This window comes from Thermomonas sp. (assembly GCF_035369645.1).
GTDB lineage: Bacteria > Pseudomonadota > Gammaproteobacteria > Xanthomonadales > Xanthomonadaceae > Thermomonas.
In genome coordinates, this window is sequence record NZ_DAOOUM010000060.1 from 1 (window position 1) to 5,742 (window position 5,742).

General features: G+C 61.7%; 4 protein-coding genes. 3 read left to right on the forward strand and 1 reads right to left on the reverse strand.

Features of this window, described 5'->3' with window-relative positions; all coding sequences use genetic code 11:
* Positions 1-2 precede the first annotated feature (2 nt).
* Entirely contained in the window at positions 3-1,898 is a 1,896-nt protein-coding gene (locus PK789_RS10415; protein WP_324308685.1) for an LTA synthase family protein, read from the reverse strand.
* A 171-nt stretch (positions 1,899-2,069) separates the two neighbouring features.
* Between PK789_RS10415 and PK789_RS10420 the strand changes: the two genes are divergently transcribed.
* From PK789_RS10420 to PK789_RS10430, 3 genes are all read left to right on the forward strand, one after another.
* Complete coding sequence (locus PK789_RS10420) at positions 2,070-3,074, forward strand: class I fructose-bisphosphate aldolase (RefSeq protein WP_324308686.1); 1,005 nt, start codon at positions 2,070-2,072, stop codon at positions 3,072-3,074.
* Between the two features lie 161 nt (positions 3,075-3,235).
* Entirely contained in the window at positions 3,236-4,318 is a 1,083-nt protein-coding gene (locus tag PK789_RS10425) for an efflux RND transporter periplasmic adaptor subunit (protein WP_223627789.1), read from the forward strand.
* Between the two features lie 3 nt (positions 4,319-4,321).
* The coding region (locus PK789_RS10430) for an efflux RND transporter permease subunit (protein ID WP_324308692.1) at positions 4,322-5,742 on the forward strand (1,421 nt) is incomplete at its 3' end.

The following is a 5,742-nucleotide window of genomic DNA, read 5'->3' on the forward strand; positions in this document are numbered from 1 at the left end:
CATCAGTGGGCGGTGGGTAGCAACGCATAACGCTGGTTCAAATAGGCCCAGCTCGGCCACAGCGCATGGGCAAGTGCTAGTTTGGCGAATGCTGGGTCCGTTGCGGTGGCGGTGAGTGTGTGGGTGTCCTCGATATAGCGGAATTGGCGGGCGGGGGTGTGTGCTTGCAACACCAGTAATTGGTCGCCGCGCAGATAACCAAATGTGTCGCCGTATTGCATGATGGCGCGGTTGGGTGACCGCTGGGTGAGGTCAGCGCCCAGCATCGGGTGCACGCTATTGATGCCGATCAACGACAGCAGGGTGGGTGCAAGGTCGATTTGGCTGACCAGCCGATCATCGCGGCGTGCTTGCACGCCTTCGCCCAGAATCAGTGCCGGGATATGGAAATGTTGCACCGGGATCAAGCTGGCACCGCTGACGCGGGCATCGTGATCGGCAACGATCAGAAAGACGGTGTTGCGCCAGTAGGGTGCACGCTTGGCGCGTTCAAAAAATTGGCCGAGTGCCCAGTCGGCATACGCCACGCTGTTCTCCACGCTGGCCGCAGCGCCATGCGGGGTGATGCGTCCAGCCGGGTATTCCCAAGGGGTGTGATTGGACACACTGAAGGCCATGGTGAACATTGGCTGCGCGTGTGGTTGCAGCAAACGCGCATGCAGTTCGTTGAACATGTCCTCATCGGAGGCCCCCCATGTGCCCACAAAACCGGGTTTGGTGCTGAATTTTGGCTGATCGATGACGTCATCAAACCCGTTGCCCAGAAAGAAGCTTTTCATATTGTCGAAATGCGCTTCGCCGCCATACAAAAAGCGCGAGTGGTAGCCCTTGCGGCCCAGTAATTGGGCCAGGGTGAAGAAGCCTTGCTGGCTGCGTGGAAGTTTGAGCACGGCTTCGGCTGGGGTTGGCAAAAACCCGGTGCTGAGGGCTTCTAGCCCACGTACCGAACGGGTGCCGGTGGCGTAGGTGCGTTGCAGCCACCAACCTTGGTTGGCCAAGTCATCTAAGTGCGGGGTTAGGTCGCGCCCGCCCAAGCTGCGGACATACTGCGCACCTAGGCTTTCTTCCATGATGATGACCAAGTTCAACGGCTGCGCCCGCTGCACGCTGGCGGTTTGCTGATGCAGGCTGGGGTAGGTTGGGTTCAGCGGTGCCCCAGAGAGGCCAGCAGCGCTGCGCACGAGGGCTTGCATCTGGGCGTCGGGCAGGTTGCCGTAGAGTGTGGCTGCGGATCGCTCATCCCCCATGGCGAGTACGGCATTGGCGACGGTGTAGAGAGAGTTCAACGGCAACGCATTGACCATGGCATCGTTGCCGATGGCGACCATTGCCGAGTTCAAGGGGCGATGTGCCAAGGTGCCGCGTCCGGCCAAGAATGCCAGTACAAAAAGTACCGCCGTCAATGGCGCGCGCCACCCCCAGTGCAAGCGACGATCCACGCACCGGGTTGGAAACAATTTCAAGCCCAGCCAGGCAAACGCAAGCAACAACATGCCTGCGATCACCAGCAGCGCAAGATAGCCGTGCAGCAACATGGCAGCTACTTCGCGTGGGCTGGTCAGGTATTCCACAAACAGGCGATTGGGGCGCGTGTCGTATTCGATGATGAATTGCGGCGTCGCCACTTCCATCAACACCAAGACGACCCACCATAGGCGATACCAGTACGCGGTGAGTCTGCTGGGCCACTGGCGGTGGCCTAGCCAAGGGGATGCCAGCAAGGGCCAGGCACTGAGCATGGCAAGCAAGCTTAGGTCGATGCGCCAGCCTCCCAGCAAGACCGGCCACAAGCTGCCTGCAGCTTGCAGGCGTGGCCATTGCCACAGGCTTAGCCCCAGCCGGCTGGCGGTGAGCAGCAGCAAGGCGGCAACGAGAAAGCGGAAAGTCAGCTGGCGCATGCAGGAGATCTATTGGCCGGTGTTGTGCAACAGGATAAAAACACCGTGTTAGGACTCTCTCAGCCGTGGCGCTCCCTCTGTCAACACGAGGCGGTGTGGCCGTAGTGACCCGGCAAGGCAAGCCGGCCCGGCTATAATGGGTAGATTCCTTCCGCCAGCCGAGCCGCCCGCATGAGCATCGAACAACTCGCCGAAACCGCCCGCGCCATGGTTGCCCCGGGCAAGGGCATCATCGCCATTGATGAATCCTCCGCCACCTGCAAGAAGCGCTTCGATGGTGTGGGCATCGAGTGCACCGAAGAAACCCGGCGCGCCTATCGCGAGCTGCTGCTGACCACGCCGAACGCCAACCAGTACCTGTCCGGTGCGATCCTGTTTGACGAAACCATCCGCCAATCAACCAAGAGTGGGGTGCCGTTTGCCAAGTACATGCTGGACAACGGCATGATCCCCGGCATCAAGGTGGACAAGGGCACGGTACCGCTGGCCGGCTTCCCCGGCGAACTGGTGACGGAAGGCCTGGACGGCCTGCGTGACCGCCTGAAGGAGTACTACAAGCTGGGCGCGCGGTTTGCCAAGTGGCGCGCGGTGATTACCATCGGCGACGACATCCCGTCCGGCACCTGCATCGAGGCCAACAGCCATGCGCTGGCGCGTTATGCCGCGCTGTGCCAGGAGTGCGGTCTGGTGCCGATGGTGGAGCCGGAAGTGTTGATGGATGGCGATCACGACATCGGCACCTGCTATGAAGTGACTGAAGTGGTGCTGCGCTCGCTGTTTGATGCGCTGTACAACCAGAGCGTGATGCTGGAAGGCACCATCCTCAAGGCCTCGATGGTGGTCCCGGGCAAGGCGTGCGATGAGCAGGCCAGCGTCGAGGAAGTGGCCGAATCCACCCTGATGTGCCTGAAGTCGGCGGTGCCGGCGATTCTGCCGGGTATCGTGTTCCTATCCGGCGGCCAGAGCGACGAGAACGCCACCGCGCACCTCGATGCGATGAACAAGATGGGCCCGAACCCGTGGCCGCTGTCGTTCAGCTATGGTCGTGCGATGCAGCAGGCCGCGCTGAAGCTGTGGGCCACCGACATGGCCGGCAACTACGCCAAGGCACAGGCGACGGTGTTCGAACGCGCCAAGGCCAATGGCTTGGCTGCATTGGGACAGTGGCAGGGCTGATCGCCTCGCGCCATCGCCGTGAAATCGAGCGCCAGCCGAGTGCTGGCGTTCGTCTTTGTGGCGAAGCTTGACCGACGTCGTGGTTTGCCCCCCAGCCGATGGCACAGGAAGACGGTCATCCTCGCCAGTTAAAATCGGCAACCCCACGCTTGAGTCCCCCCATGTCACAGCGGTTCACTGGTCATTTCTGGGCTGCCTTGGTGGCCATGCTGATGCTCACGGCATGTGGCAAGCAAGACAAGCCCGGCAGTAGCGGCCCCGGCGGTGGGCGTGGCAATCAACCGGTACCCGTGGTGGTAAGCACGATTGCCTTGCAGGACTGGAACGACAACTTGCAAGCGCTGGGCACGGTGCGTGCGCACGAGGCCGTCACGGTCACCGCCAAGGTCAGCGAAACCGTGCAGCAGGTGCATTTCGAAAGCGGGCAGGACGTTGCCAAAGGCGCGCCGCTGGTGACTTTGAGTGGGCAACAGCAAGACGCGTTGTTGGCCTCGGCGCAGGCGCAACTGAAAGATGCCGAAGCACAATTGCAGCGGCTCACCCAATTGGGCGGTCAGCAATTGGTGGCACGTTCCGCGGTGGATACCGCCCGCGCTACCCGCGACGCGGCGCGTGCGCAGGTGGGCCAGATTCGCGCCAATCTGAGTGACCGGGTGATTCGTGCACCGTTTGCCGGTGTGTTGGGCATTCGCCAGGTCAGCCCGGGCGCGTTGGTGACACCGGGCACGGTGATCGCCACGCTAGATGATATTTCGCGCGTGTATGTGGATTTCCCGGTGCCGGAAACCGAGCTGGCGGACGTGGCGCCAGCGCAGGCGTTGACGGGTACTGCCGGGGCGTATCCCGGAAAACGTTTTGATGGCCGCGTGCAGACGGTGGCGGCGCGACTGGATGCCGGCTCGCGTTCGGCCACCGTGCGCGGCGAGTTTGCCAACCCCGAGCGCTTGCTGAAGCCCGGCATGCTGGTACGCGTGGCTTTGCTGCGCAGTACCCGCAAAGCCTTGGTGGTGCCCGAATTGGCGGTGCAGCAAATTGGCAACGAGACGTTTGTGTGGCGAGTAAAGGGTGATGGCACGGTGGAGAAGGCGGATGTGGTGGTGGGTGGCCGCATTCCCGGTCAGGTGATGCTGACCAGCGGCATTCAAGCAGGCGACAGCATCGTCACCGAAGGCACCGGCAAATTGCAGCCGGGAGCGAAGGTGGCTGCAGGTGCTGCACCCATGGCCGATGATGCGAAGCACTGAGCCATGAATCTGTCCGATCTTTCGATCAAGCGCCCGGTGCTGGCGGTGGTGATGAGCCTGCTGCTGATCGTGCTGGGGGTGATGTCGTTCCTGCGCCTGACCTTGCGTGAGTTGCCGGCCATCGACCCGCCCATCGTGTCGGTGCAGGTGGACTATCCCGGCGCTTCGGCGGGGGTGGTGGAGACCCGCATCACCAAGCCGCTGGAAGACGCACTGGCCGGCATCGAAGGCATCAACACGATTGATTCCAACAGCCAGAACGGCAGCTCGCGGATCAGTATCGAGTTCTATGCCTCGCGCGATATTGAAGCTGCGGCCAACGATGTGCGCAACGCAGTCAGCCGCGTGTCCGACCGCATTCCAACCGAGGCCACGCCACCTGAAATCAGCAAGGTGGAAGCCGATTCCGATGCGATTATCTGGCTGAATCTGCGCTCCACCACGATGGATCAAATGCAGATGTCGGATTACGCACAGCGTTATCTGGTGGATCGGTTTTCCAGTCTGCAAGGCGTGGCGCGGGTGTTTCTGGGCGGTAGCCAGCAATACGCCATGCGCGTATGGCTGGATGGCGACAAGTTGGCGGCGCGGGGGTTGACCGCCAGCGATGTGGAAAATGCGTTACGCCTTGAAAACGTGGAGCTGGGTGCGGGCCGGATTGAATCCACCAATCGCGATTTCATTTTGCGCGTGGCGCGTGACTACACCACCCCCGAGGCCTTCGCACGGATGCCGCTGGGCAAGGGCAGTGATGGGTATGTGGTGACGTTGGGGGATGTGGCGAAGGTGGCGTTGGAGTCCACCGAACGGCGCGCCTACTACCACAGCAATGGCGAACCGGCGATGGGCATCGGCATCGTCAAGACTTCCACCGCCAATAGTCTGGAAGTGGCGAAAGAAGCGATTGCAGAGGGCGACAAGATTCGCGCATCACTGCCCAAAGGCACTGATATTTATGTCGCCTACGACAGCACCACCTTCATTTCGGCGGCGGTGGAGCGGGTGTATGAAACCCTGATCGAAGCCATCGTGCTGGTGCTGGTGGTGATCTGGTTGTTCCTGGGCAGCGTGCGTGCGGCAATGATCCCGGCGGTCACCGTGCCGGTGTGCGTGATCGCCTCGTTCATCGCGCTGTATGCATTCGGGTTTTCGATCAACCTGCTCACCTTGCTGGCCTTGGTGCTGTGCATTGGTCTGGTGGTGGACGATGCCATCGTGGTGGTGGAAAACATCCAGCGCCGGGTGGACTTGGGTGAGCCGGCATTGGTTGCCGCACGGCGTGGCACCAAGCAAGTGGCATTCGCGGTGTTGGCCACCACGGCGGTGTTGATCGCGGTGTTTTTGCCGGTGGGATTTTTGCAGGGCAATACCGGGCGGCTATTTCGCGAATTGTCGGTGGCATTGGCGGCGGCGGTGGCCATTTC